This is a genomic window from Streptomyces sp. NBC_00289, from assembly GCF_041435115.1.
In the GTDB taxonomy this organism is placed as follows: Bacteria; Actinomycetota; Actinomycetes; order Streptomycetales; family Streptomycetaceae; genus Streptomyces.
On record NZ_CP108046.1, the window covers coordinates 7858927 to 7875755 of the forward strand.

15 protein-coding genes and 1 pseudogene are annotated in these 16829 nt (G+C 71.9%); 9 read left to right on the forward strand and 7 right to left on the reverse strand.

Annotated elements, in window-relative coordinates; genetic code table 11:
• The first annotated feature begins 49 nt into the window (after positions 1–49).
• A complete protein-coding gene (gene der, locus OG985_RS35560; RefSeq protein ID WP_371672473.1) occupies positions 50–1531 on the forward strand; it encodes a ribosome biogenesis GTPase Der in 1482 nt (493 codons plus the stop codon).
• A 53-nt stretch (positions 1532–1584) separates the two neighbouring features.
• Here der and OG985_RS35565 read toward each other — a convergent pair whose 3' ends face one another.
• On the reverse strand, positions 1585–2001 hold the full coding sequence (locus OG985_RS35565) for a hypothetical protein (protein ID WP_371672474.1): 417 nt from the start codon (positions 1999–2001) through the stop codon (positions 1585–1587).
• 160 nt (positions 2002–2161) lie between these two features.
• Complete coding sequence (locus OG985_RS35570) at positions 2162–2944, reverse strand: hypothetical protein (protein WP_371672475.1); 783 nt, start codon at positions 2942–2944, stop codon at positions 2162–2164.
• 541 nt (positions 2945–3485) lie between these two features.
• On the opposite strand from OG985_RS35570, the gene OG985_RS35575 reads away from it, so the two are divergent.
• On the forward strand, positions 3486–4160 hold the full coding sequence (locus OG985_RS35575) for a transglycosylase family protein (protein WP_371672476.1): 675 nt from the start codon (positions 3486–3488) through the stop codon (positions 4158–4160).
• Positions 4161–4279: 119 nt separating this feature from the next.
• Positions 4280–4903 (forward strand): transglycosylase family protein, encoded by a 624-nt coding sequence (locus OG985_RS35580; protein ID WP_371672477.1) that lies wholly within the window; start codon positions 4280–4282, stop codon positions 4901–4903.
• Here OG985_RS35580 and OG985_RS35585 read toward each other — a convergent pair.
• Positions 4878–5185 (reverse strand): annotated as a pseudogene (locus tag OG985_RS35585) (ABC transporter); the annotation flags it as partial. The gene OG985_RS35580 and the pseudogene OG985_RS35585 sit on opposite strands and share 26 nt — an antisense overlap.
• Before the next feature lie 143 nt (positions 5186–5328).
• Between OG985_RS35585 and OG985_RS35590 the strand changes: the two are divergent.
• Together OG985_RS35590 and OG985_RS35595 are read left to right on the forward strand one after the other, a co-directional pair.
• Positions 5329–6324: a helix-turn-helix transcriptional regulator gene (locus tag OG985_RS35590; protein WP_371672478.1), complete on the forward strand. Its 996-nt coding sequence runs from the start codon at positions 5329–5331 to the stop codon at positions 6322–6324.
• A gap of 461 nt (positions 6325–6785) precedes the next feature.
• Positions 6786–7001: an I78 family peptidase inhibitor gene (locus tag OG985_RS35595; protein ID WP_371672479.1), complete on the forward strand. Its 216-nt coding sequence runs from the start codon at positions 6786–6788 to the stop codon at positions 6999–7001.
• A 94-nt stretch (positions 7002–7095) separates the two neighbouring features.
• Here the strand turns inward: OG985_RS35595 and OG985_RS35600 are convergent, their stop codons facing one another.
• Both OG985_RS35600 and OG985_RS35605 read right to left on the reverse strand, forming a co-directional pair.
• Complete coding sequence (locus tag OG985_RS35600) at positions 7096–8115, reverse strand: phosphatase PAP2 family protein (protein ID WP_371672480.1); 1020 nt, start codon at positions 8113–8115, stop codon at positions 7096–7098.
• Positions 8116–8353: 238 nt separating this feature from the next.
• Positions 8354–9616, reverse strand: coding sequence for a hypothetical protein (locus OG985_RS35605; protein WP_371672481.1), 1263 nt, complete (start codon positions 9614–9616; stop codon positions 8354–8356).
• A 258-nt stretch (positions 9617–9874) separates the two neighbouring features.
• On the opposite strand from OG985_RS35605, the gene OG985_RS35610 reads away from it, so the two are divergent.
• Together OG985_RS35610 and OG985_RS35615 are read left to right on the forward strand one after the other, a co-directional pair.
• Complete coding sequence (locus OG985_RS35610; protein ID WP_371672482.1) at positions 9875–11494, forward strand: MFS transporter; 1620 nt, start codon at positions 9875–9877, stop codon at positions 11492–11494.
• A gap of 142 nt (positions 11495–11636) precedes the next feature.
• Positions 11637–12827 (forward strand): acyl-CoA dehydrogenase family protein, encoded by a 1191-nt coding sequence (locus OG985_RS35615; RefSeq protein ID WP_371672483.1) that lies wholly within the window; start codon positions 11637–11639, stop codon positions 12825–12827.
• A gap of 37 nt (positions 12828–12864) precedes the next feature.
• On the opposite strand, the gene OG985_RS35620 is transcribed toward OG985_RS35615, so the two are convergent.
• Positions 12865–13305: a cell division protein SepF gene (locus tag OG985_RS35620; protein WP_371672484.1), complete on the reverse strand. Its 441-nt coding sequence runs from the start codon at positions 13303–13305 to the stop codon at positions 12865–12867.
• 300 nt (positions 13306–13605) lie between these two features.
• Here OG985_RS35620 and OG985_RS35625 point away from each other — a divergent pair, with 300 nt between their 5' ends.
• The gene (locus OG985_RS35625; protein ID WP_371672485.1) at positions 13606–14847 is read left to right on the forward strand and encodes a DUF5685 family protein; all 1242 of its coding nucleotides are present in this window, start codon (positions 13606–13608) and stop codon (positions 14845–14847) included.
• Positions 14848–14965: 118 nt separating this feature from the next.
• The gene (locus OG985_RS35630) at positions 14966–15676 is read left to right on the forward strand and encodes an ATP/GTP-binding protein (RefSeq protein ID WP_371672486.1); all 711 of its coding nucleotides are present in this window, start codon (positions 14966–14968) and stop codon (positions 15674–15676) included.
• Here the strand turns inward: OG985_RS35630 and OG985_RS35635 are convergent.
• Positions 15636–16589 (reverse strand): ABC transporter substrate-binding protein, encoded by a 954-nt coding sequence (locus OG985_RS35635; RefSeq protein WP_371672487.1) that lies wholly within the window; start codon positions 16587–16589, stop codon positions 15636–15638. The two genes, OG985_RS35630 and OG985_RS35635, sit on opposite strands and share 41 nt — an antisense overlap.
• Positions 16590–16829: the final 240 nt, after the last annotated feature.

The window sequence follows — 16829 nt, forward strand, 5'->3', positions numbered from 1 at the left end:
ACCGGGAGGTTCCACCGATCACCACGATGAACGACGAGGTACGTACTTCATGAACGACCACATCCAGCCCGACGGCCCGGCCGAGCACGGGCACGAGCACGGAGCGCTCGGCGATGCCGAGTACGCGGACTTCATGGAGCTCGCCGCGGAAGAGGGCTTCGACGTCGACGACGTCGAGGGTGCCATCGACGAGGCCGGTCACGGACCGCTGCCCGTCCTCGCCGTCGTCGGCCGCCCGAACGTCGGCAAGTCGACTCTGGTGAACCGCATCATCGGCCGCCGCGAGGCGGTCGTCGAGGACAAGCCCGGTGTCACCCGGGACCGCGTCACCTACGAGGCCGAGTGGGCCGGCCGCCGGTTCAAGCTCGTCGACACCGGCGGCTGGGAGCAGGACGTCCTCGGCATCGACGCCTCCGTGGCCGCGCAGGCCGAGTACGCCATCGAGGCCGCCGACGCCGTCGTGTTCGTCGTCGACGCCAAGGTCGGCGCCACCGACACCGACGAGGCCGTCGTACGACTGCTGCGCAAGGCCGGCAAGCCCGTCGTCCTGGCCGCCAACAAGGTCGACGGCCTGAGCGGCGAGGCCGACGCGGCGTACCTCTGGGGCCTCGGACTCGGCGAGCCGCACCCCGTCTCCGCGCTGCACGGGCGCGGCACCGGCGACATGCTGGACGCCGTCCTGGAGGCCCTGCCGGAGGCGCCCGCGCAGACCTTCGGCACCGCGGTCGGCGGCCCGCGCCGGATCGCCCTGATCGGCCGCCCCAACGTCGGCAAGTCCTCGCTGCTGAACAAGGTCGCAGGCGAGGATCGCGTCGTCGTCGACGAGGTCGCCGGCACCACCCGCGACCCGGTCGACGAGCTGATCGAACTGGGCGGCGTGACCTGGAAGTTCGTCGACACGGCGGGCATCCGCAAGCGCGTCCACCTCCAGCAGGGCGCCGACTACTACGCCTCGCTGCGCACCGCGGCCGCCGTCGAGAAGGCGGAGGTGGCCGTCATCCTCATCGACGCCTCCGAGTCCATCTCGGTCCAGGACCAGCGCATCGTCACCATGGCCGTCGACGCGGGCCGCGCGCTGGTCATCGCGTACAACAAGTGGGACAGCCTCGACGAGGAGCGCCGCTACTACCTGGAGCGGGAGATCGAGACCGAGTTCGCCCAGGTCGCCTGGGCACCCCGGGTCAACGTCTCGGCGCGCACCGGGCGGCACATGGAGAAGCTGGTCCCGGCGATCGAGACCGCCCTGGCCGGCTGGGAGACCCGCGTTCCCACGGGCCGCCTGAACGCCTTCCTCGGCGAGCTGGTCGCCGCTCACCCGCACCCGATCCGGGGCGGCAAGCAGCCGCGCATCCTGTTCGGCACGCAGGCCGGCACCAAGCCGCCGCGGTTCGTGCTCTTCGCCTCCGGCTTCATCGAGGCCGGCTACCGGCGCTTCGTCGAGCGCCGGCTGCGTGAGGAGTTCGGCTTCGAGGGAACGCCGATCCACATCTCGGTGCGGGTGCGCGAGAAGCGCGGCGCGAAGAGGAAGTAGCCCCTGACACAGGAGAAGGGCGGCCCCCGACCGGGGGCCGCCCTTCTCCTGTGTCACAGGCCCCGGCGCGGACCGGGTGGCAGAGCCGCCGGGACGTGGTGCGTCCCGGTGCCGTACTGCTGCTGGCCGATCTGCCCGAGCTGGCCGACGCGCTGCCACTGCGACTGCTGCCCGGTGGTGTGGCGGGCGCTGTGGGCCCCCGCGCTGTAGGCGCTGTACGAGCTGCTGAACGAGCCCGAGCGATGACCCCCGAACGAGCCGGCGGTGTGCGGGAGGTTCCCGAAGGCGGTGAAGCCCAGGTCCTCCTCGCCGCTGCGGTCCCCCGGCAGCGAGCGGAAGGATCTGACGTACTCGGCGTAGAGCGCGTCGTAGATCGGCGTGGCCGATGGGCCGCCCTGGTGATCCTGAGCCGGTCGCGCGGACGGGATCGACTGGAAGGGCTGGCGGCGGGAGACGTCGTTTGCGTGCACGTATGTCCAAACGACCCCGGCCCTCATGGGATGCGGTCGGACCGCATGCCTCCGGGGCGCGGGGCCGTGACGACATGGCGCTCCGCCGCGTGCGCGTGACCGGCGGCGGAGCACTCGCGGCCGGCCGGCCGGAGCCGGCGGCCTCCGGGACGCGCCGTGCTCAGGTGCCCGCCAGCGGCAGCGCCGCCGCGACCAGCTGGCCGTTGGCCGCCGCCTTGTCCAGCGCACCGCGCAGCAGGTCCTCCCGCGGCTGCCGCCCGATCGACCCGACCGGCGCCGCGAACATCAGCACCTGCTGGTGCTTGTTCGCGGCCGCCCGCCAGCTCTCGGTGACCTGGAGCGGCTGGTGCGCCTGCCACCAGGCCACCGGGGAACCGCCGTTCGTGCCCGGCTGGAGCACCGCGTGCAGCCGGCCCGCGGCGAGCAGGACGGACCAGCCGTGCAGGACGGCCGGCGCGGACTGGATCGCCGTCAGCGGCATGAAGCCCTGCTCGATGAGCAGCGGCAGGAAGTCGTCGCCGAGACCGGTCGTGCCGGGGCGCACGACGGGCGCGGTCGGCTCGACGACCAGGGCCGGGTGCAGCTCCCCGGCGATCAGGACGAGTCCGCTGGTCACGCCGAGCACGGCCTGCTCGGGCATGATCTTGTCGGGCTCGAGGTCGACGGTGTCGCCGGTGATGGACCGCACCGCTCCCCGCAGTTGCTCCTCGGTGACCTGGACGACCTGCGAGGGCAGGCACGAGGCGTGGGCGAACGCGAGGACGGCGGTCTCGTCGCCGATGAACAGAACGGTGCTGGTGCGCTCCTGGTCCGAGTCGCCCTGGGTGCGGCAGGACGTGCAGTCGTAACTGCCGGGGGCGTTCTCGCCGGCGAGCAGCCGGGCGGCTTCTTCGTCGCCGATCTCGGCGCGTACCTCGTCGCTGACGTCGAGCATGCGCGGCACGGGTGGCTCCCTCGGGATGTGGTGCGTGGCGGGGCCGGGTGGCTCCCGGTCCGTGAACCGCGGGGGATCCCGGGCTCATGAAGAAGACAACGGGCGATCTGTGGCGGGAGTCACGCCCCACGGCGAACGGAATCCGACCGGCGACCGCGCAGGGTCACGCTCGGTGCGGAATCCGGCACTCCCTGTCAAGTCCGTGGATATGGAAGGAAGTTGGACCGGTGAAGTGGGTCACAGAGGGCCAGGACGGCTGGTCGACAAATCAGGAAATCAGCGAATGAAGTGGGTGTCCGGAAATCGCTGATACCCAAGGTAACGGCGAACTGGCCTGGAATGACAAGCAGATGCTTGATGCCGGCCCGGCCCGCTCCATACATTGCTCCGCCGTGTGCAACGAGCACCGCTCGGGTAGTCCGCCGGCCGCAGCACTCGGCTCACGGTTCCACCACCGCCGGCGGACGGGACGGAGCGCGACGACCGCGTACGACACGCGGGACGTGGCGTCCCGTTCTGGGGGACCCCGGGTCCTTGGAGAGGGAACTCCATGTCCTCATGTGCCGACAACACCCACGACAACGCCCGTAGGACCCCGGTCCGCACCACGGCGGTGCTCGCCGGGGCGGCGCTGCTCGCGCCACTCGGGCTGCTGGCCGCGACCGGCAACGCCGCCGCGGCGGACGGCGGAGTGTGGGACCGCATCGCCCGGTGCGAGAGCGGCGGCAACTGGCACATCAACACCGGCAACGGGTACTACGGCGGACTCCAGTTCTCCGCCGGCACCTGGCGCGCCTACGGCGGCACGGCCTACGCGCCGACCGCCGACCAGGCCTCCAGGTCCCAGCAGATCAGCGTGGCCGCCAAGGTCCAGCGGGCCCAGGGGTGGGGCGCCTGGCCGACCTGCTCGGCGCGGGCCGGCGCTCAGGGAAGCGCTCCGGGCGCCCCCTCCGTCTCCTCCGGCTCGGCCACGACGAAGTCGGCTCCCTCGGCCCCGGCCCCGAAGGCGGCACCCGAGACGGCTCCCGCGCAAGCGCCCACGCGTGCGGCCGGCCATCCGAACCGCGGCGCCTCACGCGGCGACTACACCGTCCGCCCGGGCGACACGCTGAGCGCGATCGCCGCCCGCCACGGGACCACCTGGCAGCGCCTGCACGCCGCCAACCGGGCCGTCCTCGGCGCCGATCCCGACCTGATCGTGCCCGGACAGCGCATCGAACTCTGAGCGCCGGCACCCGCCCGGCCCGTCAGGAGGCCCCGCCCGGTCCGCCGACCGGGTGGGGCCCGCGGCCGCACCGGACGCGCCGGAGCGGCCCCGGGCGACTCACTGCTTAGCGTGTGCCGATGTCCGCCAAGCCGCTCCCGCTCGTCCTCGCCGCCGCCCTGCTCGCCGTGCTCGCCCCGGCCGTGGCGCACGCGGCACCGCCGCCGCCCGGCCCGCCCCTGACCCGCGTGTCCCACGCGTGCGTGAACGACGAGTGGCCCTGGGGCTGCATCGCCGAGTGCGAGAGCAGCGGGCGCTGGCACATCAACACCGGCAACGGCTATTACGGCGGGCTGCAGTTCTGGCAGCCCACCTGGAAGGCGTTCGGCGGACTGACGTACGCACCCCGCGCGGATCTCGCCACGCGCGCGGAACAGATCGCCGTCGCCCGCAAGGTGCTCGCCGCGCAGGGATGGGGGGCCTGGCGGGTCTGCTCGGCGCGGTACGGGCTCAAGGGCCGTATGCACACGGTGGAACGCGGCGACACACTCGTGTCGATCGCCCGCACCTACGGCGTCAAGGGCGGCTGGCAGGGGCTCTACGCGGCGAACCGGGACGTGATCGGCCGCCGTCCCGACCGGCTGAAGCCCGGCACCCTGCTGGCCATCCCGAAGGGCTCGGCCCGCGCCCTGCTCCCGGTGCCGGACTCCGCCGGGTTCGGTCCGCCGCCGCCTTCCGTCCCCACTCGCCCGCCCCTCCGCTGAACACGACCGTGGCCCGGCGCGGTTCGTACCCGAGCACCACCCGACCGCGCGGCACCCTCGGCAGCCGCTGTTCGGCGACGACCACGCACCCGTCGAGCGAGCCGAGCAGCTCGTACGTGCGGGCCGCGACCGCGGGCGACATGCCCTGGGCGAGCTCGTCGACGAGCAGCACGCGCGCGTGCCGGCACGGTCCGGGAGACGGCGAGTACGCGCTGCTCGCCGCCGGAGCGCGTCGGCGCGGCGGGCGAGCAGCGGGGCGAGCCACGGGTAGGCGTCGAGCGAGGTCGTAGCGGGAAGGGCTGGGTCCAACAGGGCGACATGAACAGCACCTGCTTCGACGTACCCCAGCTGCCCCACCGGCCCTGACGCGCAGCGCCTTGAATTGCGGACAGTCGCTGTCCGCGATCACTGGCAGACTCGGCGCCATGTTGGAGACCTCGGCCCGTTTGCTGCGCCTGCTCTCGCTGCTCCAGGCCCACCGCGAGTGGTCCGGCGCCGACCTCGCCGACCGTCTCGGCGTCACCGCGCGCACGGTCCGCCGGGACGTGGACCGGCTGCGCGAACTGGGCTATCCCGTCAACGCCAGCCCCGGCACCGGCGGCGGCTACCAGCTCGGCGCGGGTGCCGAGCTGCCGCCCCTGCTCCTGGACGACGACGAGGCGGTGGCCGTGGCCGTCGGTTTGCGCACGGCCGCCGGGCAGGGCATCGAAGGGATCGGCGAGACCTCGGTGCGGGCCCTGGCCAAGCTGGAACAGGTCCTGCCGAGCCGGCTGCGCCGCCGGGTGGGCACCCTCAACGCCTTCACCGTGCCGATGCTGCGCGGCCCCCAGCCCTCCGCCGTCGACCCGGCCGTCCTCACCGAGCTCGCCAACCTCTGCCGTGACGCCGAGCGGCTGCGCTTCGAGTACAGCGACCACGGCGGCGTCCCGTCCCGCCGTACCGTCGAACCGCATCGCCTGGTGTGCACCGAGCGCCGCTGGTACCTGGTCGCCTGGGACCTCGACCGCGACGACTGGCGTACGTTCCGCGCGGACCGCATCACGCCGAAGCCCCCGCACGGGCCGCGCTTCCCCCCGCGCACACCGCCGGCCGACGACCTCGCCGCCTACGTCTCCCGGGGCGTCTCCACGCGCGCGTACGCCTCGCACGCGGTCGTCCGACTGCTCGTGCCGCTCGCTGAGGCCGCCGAGCGGATCTCGCCGTCCGCCGGAACGCTGGAGCCCGACGGGGCGGACGCCTGCGTCCTGCGGACGGGGGCCGCGAGCCTCGACGTGATGGTGATCCACGTGATGATGACGGGCTTCGAGTTCGAGGTGCTGGAGCCGGCGGAGCTGACCGAGGCGATCAGGACGGCCGACGGCCGGCTCGCTCGCGCTCTGGCCCGGGCCGGTGAAGCCGCGCCGCCTTCCCCGGAGGACTGAGAGCGGGACGGAGAGCGCCCGCCGGAGCCTCGGAACGGGGCCAGGGGAGGGCGTCGAGGGCTCGCCCGTGGCCCGCCGAAGCCCCGCCGTAGGGGCCGCGCGAGCAGGTGTCGTGATGCTTCCGGAACGCCGCGCTCCGGCAGGGGGCGGACGGGGGTTTGTGCCGGAACCGTGTATTCCGTGTGCGGTGCCGGCATCCGCGGATCCGTCCGTTATCGGTGGCGAAAGAGCCTCGGGACGGCTCTGCGAATCCTTTCTGCCGGAATATTCGCCGAGCCGTCGCGACCCGTGGAATTGAGTTCGAATACGCGGGAAAAAGGTGCGGAACCCCCGTTCGGGTGACGGAGTTCGATCGACACGCGTGTCGTGATCCTGTGACAGAAGTGTGACCGGAGAGGGATGCCTGACAAGGGCGCGGGCCCGGGCTTCCCCGGCCGCGGGGCAGGGCCTAGCGTGGCCGTATGGCACCGATTCCGACACCGCCCGCCGAACCTGACGACACCCCGGACACGTATGTCGGCCTCGACGCCGACCGGGCCGAGCGGCTCGCCCGTGAGCGGGGGTGGTCGACGGTCCGCTCGCTGCCACCCGGCGCGATCATCACCATGGAGTACCGGGTGGGGCGGCTGAACTTCGAGGTCAGGGACGGCCGCGTGGGCCGGGCCTGGAAGGGCTGAGCGTACGGCGACGGCCACGGTTCCCCCATCGGAGAACCGGGGCCGTCGCCTTCGGGTGTGTGGTGGTGCGTACCGGCCTCCGCCGACCGGTGGGTCAGCCGCCCGTCAGGGGGCGGCCCGCCGTGCCGCGCGTGACGCGCTCCGGGTGCGGCGGGCGACGGCTGCCGGCCGGGGTGACCGGCGTGCGTTCGGAGCGGGTCGTGTGCGGGTGCGGACCCGGGGCCAGGTGATAGGCGTGCGTCCGGGCCGGGTGGGCCGCGGAGACCGGCTCGGGTGCGGACTCGTCCTGGGGAGTGAGTGGCTTGAGCCGTACGGGAGCCCCGACGGGCAGGGGCGGTACCGGTGCCCCGCTGCCGCGGCGGGCGCGCCAGCGGTCACGCAGGTCGAAGATCGCGTTCTCGGCGCGGGCCATCAGCGGCTCGCACCAGGGCAGGGCGAGCAGGATCAGCAGGCCGGCGACCCAGCCGAGCACGACGTCGCTCAGCCAGTGCGTACCGAGGTAGACGGTGGTCAGGCCGACGCCGAGGGAGGTCACCGCCGACACGGCGGACAGCCAGCGGCGGGCTCGCGGGGTGGAGGCCAGATAGGCCAGGATGCCCCAGGTCACCACGGCGTTGGCGGTGTGGCCGCTGGGAAATATATCGCCGCCCAGACCCATCTCGTTGGCGCCGATGGTGGTGGCGTAGTGCGGTCCGAGGCGGCCCATGCCCAGCTTGGCGGCCCCGACCGTGATGTTCAGCAGCAGCAGGGACGCGCCCAGGGTGAGCAGGGGGCGGAGCGTGTGCTGCCGCCAGGAGCGCCAGCCCAGCCAGGCCGCGACCATCACGGCCGTCGGGCCGCGCTGGCCGAGGACGACGTAGTAGTCGAGGAAGGCGTGGATCTCCGGCCATTGCTGGTAGGGGCGGAAGAACATGACCTGCCAGTCGAGGCGGACCAGCCACGAGGAGATCACCACGGCCCACACGATCGCCAGGTAGAAGGCCAGGGTCGCGCACAGCAGCACGACCCGGTGCCGGCTCATCGTCGGCACGTCGATGTGGGCCGGTCGCTCCGGCTCACGGTCCAGCCTGGCGAACACCCGGTCCAGACGGGTGGGATCTCGTTCGGTACGCACCCAATCGACGTTACAGCGAGTGAGCTCAGTTCCTCGTCGAATCAGCGGCTTTGTGATGACGATGTGATGTGGGATTCCTCTCAGAGTGGGGTTTATTTCCAGGGATTCCGCAATCCGGGCTCCTCGGACCCTTCAATTCCTTTGATCATTCTGCGCGGCGGTTTAATTGTGCTTATGAATTCGTTCACCGAATCATGGGGTGGAATTATCCGGCCGCTCACGCAGGGCATCCGGTCGATCATGGCGGACCCGATCCGTTCAGCCAGAACGCCCCGTATACGGCCGAGGCCAGCGCGACGGCGCCGACCACCAGGACCGTCCTGCGGGTACGCAGCCGGGCGAGGGCCAGGGCGAGCGGGAACAGCAGGGGAAAGGCGGGCAGCAACAGGCGCGGTTTCGAGCCGAAGTAGCTCGACGCGCACAGGGCGAGCGCGGTGACGACTCCCGCGTAGACCAGGAGCGGGAGCGGTTGGCGCTGCCGTACACAGACGACGTAGAGCCGGATCAGCAGTCCCACCCCGACGATCAGTCCCACGCCGGCCAGGGCCGACGGAAAGGACGTGAACTTGTCGGCGACGAAGCGGGCGAAGGCGTAACCACCGTCGAAGCCGTTGCGCCAGCCCGCCTGGACGTCCAGATACCCGAGCGGACCCCTGCCGGTGCGGTGGCCGACCCACAGGACGTACCCGGCGGCGCCGAGCGGGGCGAGCAGCATGCCGAGGGCGCACCGGGCCCGCACGCCCACGGCGCGCGACGGATTCCATGCGCCGCCCGCTGCCGGGACGCGCCGGGGTCGGGCACCGACCGCCGGATCGGGGGCGCGCTCGCCGGTGTGGGCGCTGCCCACTCGCGCCGCATTCCGCTCCCGCACGAACCACGCGATGCCCGCCGCCCACACCGCCGCGACGACGGCGAGCCCCACCGGCCGGGTCAGACCGGCCAGCAGGGCCAGCGTGCCGGCCGTCAGCCACCGGCCGGTCAGGACCGCGTACAGCGACCAGGCGGCGAGCGCGGTGAACAGCGACTCGCTGTACGCCATCGACTGCACGATCCCGACCGGCAGGACGGCCCACAGCACCACGGCGCACACCCCCGCCCGGCGGCCGTACACGTGATCCGCGACCGCGAAGATCCCCCAGGCCGCGGCGAGCGAGGCGAGCAGGGCGACCACGAAACCGGCGTCGGCGTACGACAGGGGGGTCACCGCCGCCAGCGCACGCTCCAGCCAGGGCAGCAGCGGGAAGAAGGCCAGGTTCGAGTGGACGTCGCCGTTCGGCAGGCGCACCTCGTAGCCGTAGCCGAGTTCGGCGACCCTGGTGTACCAGAGGGCGTCCCAGCGGGCGGTGAGCAGGGTGTACGCGCTCTTGTCGCGCGCCGCGCTCCACAGGGCCAGGGCGAGCAGGCCCAGGGCGCGGACGGCCGCGTACCCGAGGAGGGCCGGAGCCGCCCGGCGCAGGGCCCCGGCGCCGGGCCGGGCCGCGCGCGTCTCAAGATCGGTCACGCGCCCGATTATCGACGGCGCACCGCACCGGCCGTCCGGCCGGGGCACACCCGCCGACCGGGGAGTGGCGTACGCCACACGGGTGCGTGCGCAGTCTGAGAGGTCCGCCACTGGGCACCGGCGCGGACTCGCGTACTCTGGCGTGTCACTCGCCATTCGCTGCGCGGGCCGGAGACCACCGCTCCTTCCGGCCGAGTCACGGGGAGTCCCCACCCCGTGAGCCCCGCCGAACGCGAGGGAACACTGGGAGGTACGTACATGTCCGGGACGACCACGGCTGCCGCTGCGCTGCGCCGTCGGGCGGCCGGGGCCGGTGCCAACCGCTGGGTCGTCCTCGTCGTCCTGTGCACCAGCCTGCTGCTCGTCGCCCTCGACGCGACGGTGCTCCACGTGGCGGTACCCGCCGTCACGGAGGACCTCAAGCCCGGCGCGATGGAACTGCTCTGGATCGTCGACGTCTATCCGCTCGTCTGCGCCTCGCTGCTGATCCTCTTCGGCACGCTCGGCGACCGGGTGGGCCGCAGACGGATCCTGCTGCTCGGATACGCCCTGTTCGGCGTCGCCTCCGGGCTGGCGGCCCTCGCCCACGACGCCCAGGTACTGATCGTGGCCCGGGCGCTGCTCGGCGTCGGCGGCGCCATGATCATGCCCGCGACGCTCTCGATCCTCCGCCAGGTCTTCCCCGACCGGCGTGAGCGCGCCCTCGCCATCGGCATCTGGAGCGCGGTCGCCGCGGTGGGCGCCGCCGTCGGTCCGCTGCTCGGCGGCTTCCTCCTCGAGCACTTCTGGTGGGGGTCGGTCTTCCTCGTCAACATCCCGCTGATGCTGGTCAGCCTGCCCGTGGGGCGGCTGCTGCTGCCCGAGTCGCGCGGGGTCGGCGATGGTCCCTGGGACGTGGTCGGCGCGCTGATGGCGGCGGCCGGACTCTTCGGCCTGGTACTGGGCGTGAAGCGGCTCGGGAGCGGCGAACTCGACGTGTTCACGGTGGTGCCGCTGCTCGTGGGCGCGGCGCTGATCGTCCTGTTCGTGCGACGGCAGCGGCGCCGCGCGCATCCCCTGGTCGATCTGAGCATGTTCGCGCGGCCGGCGTTCAGCACGTCCGTGGGCTGCATCGTGCTGGCGATGCTCGCGCTGGTCGGGCTGGAGCTGATCGCTGCGCAGTACCTACAGCTGGTGCTGGGCCTGTCGCCGCTGGAGACCGGGCTGCGGTTGCTGCCGCTGACGATCGCGGCGATGGCGTCGGGGCTGGCCGGAGCGCGGATGCTGCGACGGTTCGGGCCCCGGCGGATGGTGTGCTTCGGTTTCTGTCTGACCGCAGTGGCGGTCGTGCTGCTGACCGCGATGGGCGGCGAGGACAACGCGGGGCTGTTGCTGTTCGGGTTCCTCCTGCTCGGCTTCGGACTGGAGACCACCCTGTTCGGGGCGTACGAGTCGATGCTGAGCGAGGCCCCGCCGGAGCAGGCGGGCGGCGCCGCCGCCGTCGGGGAGACGTCCTACCAGCTGGGTGCGGGGATCGGCATCGCGCTTCTGGGGAGCGTGATGAACGCGGCGTACGCGCCCGGGCTGTCGTCCGTACCGGGCGTTCCCGCCTCGGACTCCGCGGCGGCGGGGCACTCCCTGGGCGAGGCCTACGAGGTCGCCGGCCGGCTCGGCGGGTCGGCTGGAGAGGCCCTGCGGCGCACCGCGCGGGACTGTTTCGTGCACGGACTGCACATGACGCTGCTGGTGAGTGCCGGGTTGTTGTTGCTGGGCGCGGTGATGGCGCTGCGGTTGCCGCGCGTGATGCAGTGCGAGGAACCGGGGCGGCCGGAGGAACCGGGGCGGCCGGTGGAACTGCCCGCACCCCGGGAGGTCGCGGACTCCCGTGTCTCGGCGTGACACGCGCTCTCCCGCCGCCCACGCCCACCCCAGAGCACCCGTGTCCGCCGCCCGCGTACTGGACGTGCCGGACAGGGCGACGTAACGTCGGCCCGAAATCGTGACTAGCGGTGCTAGTTTTCCGTGTGCCGGAGGGTGTCCCATGTCCGCGTCCTCGACGTTGCCCCCGTTCGACCCCGCCGACCCGCTCGGCATCGACGACCTGCTCGATCCGGAGGACCTCGCCGTCCGGGACACCGTGCGGGCCTGGGCCGCGGACCGCGTGCTGCCGTACGTCGCCGACTGGTACGAGCGGGGCGAGCTGCCCGGCATCCGCGAGCTCGCCCGCGAGCTCGGCGGCATCGGGGCGCTGGGCATGTCGCTCAGCGGATACGGGTGCGCCGGAGCCAGCGCCGTGCAGTACGGGCTCGCCTGCCTCGAGCTGGAGGCGGCCGACTCCGGCATCAGGTCCCTCGTCTCCGTGCAGGGCTCCCTCGCCATGTACGCCCTGCACCGCTTCGGCAGCGAGGAGCAGAAGCAGGCCTGGCTGCCGCGCATGGCCGCCGGTGAGGTCATCGGGTGCTTCGGGCTCACCGAGCCCGACCACGGCTCGGACCCGGCCGCCATGCGCACCTACGCCAAGCGCGACGGTGATGACTGGGTGCTCAACGGGCGGAAGATGTGGATCACCAACGGATCGGTCGCGCAGGTCGCCGTCGTCTGGGCGCGGACCGACGAGGGGATCCGCGGGTTCGTGGTGCCGGCCGACAGCGCCGGGTTCTCCGCCCCGGAGATCAAGCACAAGTGGTCGCTGCGCGCCTCCGTCACCAGTGAGCTCGTCCTGGACGACGTCCGACTGCCCGCCGACGCGGTGCTTCCCGAGGTCGTCGGGCTCAAGGGCCCGCTCAGCTGCCTCTCCCACGCCCGCTACGGCATCGTCTGGGGGGCCATGGGGGCCGCGCGCTCCTGTTTCGAGACCGCCGTCGACTACGCGAAGACGCGGGAGCAGTTCGGGCGGCCCATCGGTGGCTTCCAGCTCACCCAGGCGAAGCTCGCCGACATGGCCCTCGAACTGCACAAGGGAATTCTGCTCGCCCATCACCTGGGGCGGCGCATGGATGCCGGCCGCCTGCGTCCCGAGCAGGTCAGCTTCGGCAAACTCAACAACGTCCGCGAGGCCATCGACATCTGCCGTACGGCCCGGACCATTCTCGGCGCCAACGGGATCTCGCTCGAATACCCCGTGATGCGGCACGCCACCAACCTCGAGTCGGTGCTCACCTACGAGGGCACCGTCGAGATGCACCAGCTCGTGCTGGGCAAGGCGCTCACCGGACTCGACGCCTTCCGCTGACCCCCCAGAAGCGGGCAGGGCCGATGAGCGGCCCTGCTCAGCTCTGGTTGAAGAAGCCGTCCGTACGGTGCGGTGCCGGATCCCCGTTCACGATCTCCGTGTCGGCGGGGGTCAGCAGGAACACACGGTTGGACACGCGGTCGATCGAACCGCGCAGACCGAAGATCAACCCGGCCGCGAAGTCGACCACGCGCTTGGCGTCGGCGGCATCCATGGCCGTGAGGTTCACGATGACCGGCACCCCTTCGCGGAACAGCTCGCCGATGGCGCGCGCGTCCCGGAAGCTGTCCGGAGTGACCGTGCCGATCCGGCGCTCCTTCGCCTCGGCGACCTCCGCGGCCACTTTCACCCGCGGATCGGTGACCCAGGCTTCCCCCGGCTCGGTCCCTTCGGTGTAGCCGTCGTCGTCGTAGTAACGCTCGTCGTCGTTGTCGTCGACGAGGCCGAGCCATGCACTAGCTTTGCGCACCGATCCCATGGACGCCTCCTCTCACAGCGGTCATTCTTGCTTTCCGCATCCCTATGGTCATCCATGATGCGGACCGTGCGCCAAGTGGATAGACGCCGCGCGGGGGGTTTGTGACGGTACTGGTGCACAGCGAATACGTCGAGAGTCCGTGTGTCCCAAGGGCCGTCGCGCAAACAGCTGCTGACTGTGAGTGAAATATGATTCTTCACGGCGAACGGGTGACGGGCGGGGCGTACGGGTGAACGCGTCGGTCGGTACGATGCGGCAGCTCAGCGAAGTCCAACGCCGCACACATCACGGGGGAACGTCGTGTTCGGAATAGTCAGGCCATGCAGTCATCGGCTCGGTGAGAGCCTCAAAGCCCAGTGGATGGCGCATTTGTGCGGGCTGTGCCTCGCGTTGCGCGGAGATCACGGGCAGTTCGCGCGGGTGGTCACCAACTACGACGGGCTTCTCGTCTCCGTTCTGACGGAGGCTCAGCGAAACGGCGCCGACGGGCGGAGACGTACCGCGGGGCCCTGTCCGCTGCGCGGAATGCGCACCGCGTCCGTCACTCAGGGTGAGGGCGCCCGGCTCGCGGCCGCCGTCTCGCTCGTGCTCGCCTCCGCCAAGGTGCGTGACCATGTAACAGACGGGGACGGACTGCTGGCCCGCCGGCCGGTGGCGCTCGCCGCCCGCCGGATCGCCGTGAGCTGGGGGAAGGCGGGGGCGCGGACCGGCCTGGACGTGGGGTTCGACACCGCCGTACTCGTCGACGCCGTCGACCGGCAGGCCGGCATCGAGTCGCTCGCCGGGGCCGGGACGCCGATCCTGACGGTCACCGAGCCGACCGAGACGGCCACCGCCGCCGCCTTCGCCCATACCGCCGTGCTGGCGGGACGGCCGGGCAACGCCGTGCCGCTCGCCGAGGCCGGGCGTCTCTTCGGGCGCCTGGCACACCTGCTGGACGCCGTGGAGGACCGGGCGGCCGACGCCGCGGCGGGCGCGTGGAACCCGCTCACGGCGACCGGTACCCCGCTCACCGAGGCCCGGCGGCTCGCGGACGACGCGCTGCACGGGATACGGCTCGCCCTGCGCGAGGTGGCCTGGGCCCCCGGGGCCCTGGCGGCGCGGCGGAACGCCGACGGGAAGCTGGCGCACCAGTTGCTCGTGCACGAGCTGCGGCGCTCGGTGGACCGGGCGTTCGGGGTGTCGTCCTGCGGGCACGCGGCCGCGGACACCGGCGCCGCCACCGCAACCGCCGCCTTCGGACCGCCGCAGCACGGCGGACCGTACACCCCGCAGGGGCCGCAGGCGCCGGGCAGTCCCTACGGTGGGAACCCCTTCGGCGGTGAGCCGCCGCGGCCCGGCAGGCGGGGGTTCTGGTCGGGGTGCGCGGTCGCCGTCGGACTGTGCTGCACGTGCCAGGTGTGCTGCGCCGACGAGTTCGAGGGGCCGTGGTCGCGCCAGCGGCGCGAGGGGTGGTGCTCGAACTGCGACTGCGACTGCTGCGACTGCTGTGACGGTTGCGAGTGCTGTGAATGCTGCTCGTGCTGCGACTGCGGCTTGTGACGCGGGGGCGGAGACGAGGAGGCGCAGGGGCCGGGAGGAAGCCGGCGTAAGCGACGACCGCCCGGGAAACCTTCGTGCCCCGATGAACGGCGAGGAGCCGCCGAACGTAGAGCCAGTTATGTTCGCGAAAGGATCAGGGACCCAGGGGCCGCGGTCCGGGCGCTCTGACAGGATCGTGCCGCTGGCCGTGAAGATCGTGGTCAGCGGGGGGCTCGGGGTGGGCAAGTCGACCTTCATCAGAGCCATTTCGGAGATCGGGCGCCCGCTGGAGACCGAGGCGCCGATCACTCAGGTGTCGGTCGGGGTGGACTCGCTGAAGGGTGTCGAGTCCAAGACGACGACGACCGTCGCCCTCGACTTCGGCCGCATCACGCTCGATCCCACGATCGCCCTGTACCTGTTCGGCACGCCCGGTCAGGACCGCTTCTCGTTCCTGTGGGACGACCTGGTGGAGGGCGCGCTCGGCACGGTGATCCTCGCGGACACGCGGCGGATCGAGGAGTCTTTCCCGGCGGTCGACTACTTCGAGCGGCAGCGGGCGCCGTTCGTCCTCGCGGTCAACCGGTTCGACGGAGCCGAACGGTTCGGACTCGCCGAGGTGCGGGCCGCGTTGGGACTGCGGTCCGAGGTACCGGTACTGGAGTGCGATGCGCGGGACCGGACGTCCGTGCGGGATGTGCTGGGTGTGCTGATGAACCGGGTGGCGGGGGCGCGCGGCACCTCGCGACGGCCGGCGCTCGTCCCGCGTGAGCGCCCCGCGCCTCCGCGGACAGGTCCTGGTTCCTCGGTCAGTTCTTCAGTTCCGGCGGGGAGATCCGGGACTTCGTGATCGCCGAGCCCGTCGTGCCCCACTTCTTGAGGATCCTGTCGTACGTGCCGTCCGCGATGAGCTTGTTCACCGCCGCCTGGAAGGCCGGCGCCAGCTTCGTGCCCTTCTTGAAGGCGAAGCCGACGTCGAGCCGGTGGAACTCGTTGAGGAACTTCACGCCCTCCTGCTGGGCGACCGCGTAGCGCAGGCCGTTGATCGTGGACATCACGACGTCGCTGCGGCCCTGCTGGAGCGAGGACCAGATCGCCCCCGACTCGCTGTACGTCTGCACCTTGTACGCCTTCTCGCCCGCGTCGGCGCAGAGGTGCTTGTTCTCCTCCAGCGTGGCCTCGAAGGTGGTGCCGGCGCCGGTCGCGATGTTCAGGCCGCACAGCTGCTTCAGGTCGGTGACCTTGCCGAGCTTGCTGTCCTTGCGGGTGGCGAAGCCCTGGCCGTCGTTGATGTAGGTGACGAAGTCGATCGTCTTGCGCCGCTCCTCGGTCACGCCGAAGTTGCTGGCGCCGAAGTCGTACTTGCCGCTGTCGAGGGCGGGCAGGATCGCCTCGAAACTCGCCTGTTCCGTCGTGAGTTTGATGCCCAGCACCTTGCCGACGGCGTGGGCGAAGTCGACGTCCTGACCGGTCAGGGTCTTGCCGTCGTCGAGGTACGTCGTCCCGGGCGGGGTGCCGCCGACGGCGACGGCGAGAGTGAGGCCTGTCACGCCGGAGGGCAGCAGCCCGGCCGCCGCCTCGTCCTTCTGGATGGAGGAGACCACGTCCGTGGTGGGGATCTTGTCGGCCCTGGCCGCGGCGTTCGCGGTCCCGCCGGCGGCATCGTCCGAGCCGGAGCCGCACGCGGTGAGGAACAGGGCCGCCGAGGCGATCAGGGCGAAAGGTGCAAAAGGCTTATAACGGGCATGCGTCGACGTACGCATCGTGAGCGGTCTCCTGTGGCAGAAGGCGAGAAGCGCGAAGCGAGGGGGGAAAGGCGAGGGGAGGGCGCGCGTGTGAAGGCGGAACGAGGAGGGAGAACGCGAAGGCGCCCTGGAGAACCAGGGCGCGCAGGGGGTCAGCTCAACAGGAAGAGGACCACACGCGACCGAAGTCGATGTGGGAGCGCTTGACCAGCCACTGCTGTGGATGCATGGGCCAAGTGGAACAGGCATCCGGTGGTG